Source organism: Chromobacterium sp. Panama, from assembly GCF_003052555.1.
Classification (GTDB): Bacteria; Pseudomonadota; Gammaproteobacteria; order Burkholderiales; family Chromobacteriaceae; genus Chromobacterium.
The window spans coordinates 1-609 of record NZ_QARX01000007.1; the positions used below are offsets into that span (position 1 = coordinate 1).

The window sequence follows — 609 nt, forward strand, 5'->3', positions numbered from 1 at the left end:
CTGGCGGGCTTCTTCCAGTTGCGCGGCCAGGTCGGCGGCGCTCTGGCCGGGCGGCAGGGTCTGTCCGGCGCGTTCGGCCTGGCGGGCGGCTTCCAGCCGTTGTTCCAGCTGCTCCAGCTGCTTGGTGCGGGCGGCGGCGGGCAGGGTGTCGGCGCGGCCGAGCGCGTCCAGCATGCGGTAGGTGTTGACGCCGCCGCGGCCCATGCCGTCGTCGCTGGCATTGGTGACCACGAACAGGTGCAGCTGGCCGTGCTGGGTGCAGTCGCGGCCGCACTCGGTCTGGGTCCGCACATTTTTGAGGATGCGCTCGGCCAGCACCGGCCAGCGGAAGTACTGGTTCTCGATATAGATGTATTGGGTGGCGTTGCCGACGGTGTGCAGATACAGCGTTTCGATGTCCTGGGTGTTTTCCTGGGGCTGGGTGCGCAGGATCTGGGCCATCACGCTGTTGGCGGTGGGCAGCTTTTGTTGGCGGAAGACGCGCTCCAGGCACTCGCCGACGGTTTGGGCGTCGCGCTCGCCGAGCAAATCCTCGCCGGTTTCCTTCTGCCAGGCCTGGGCGAAGTTGAGATGCAGGTATTCGAGGATGGGGCCGCTGAGCTGGCAGGA

At 67.3% G+C, this 609-nt stretch carries 1 pseudogene; it reads right to left on the minus strand.

Going from position 1 to position 609, the window contains the following annotated elements:
* Nucleotides 1–609: pseudogene (locus tag DB032_RS24305) on the minus strand (hypothetical protein); the annotation flags it as partial.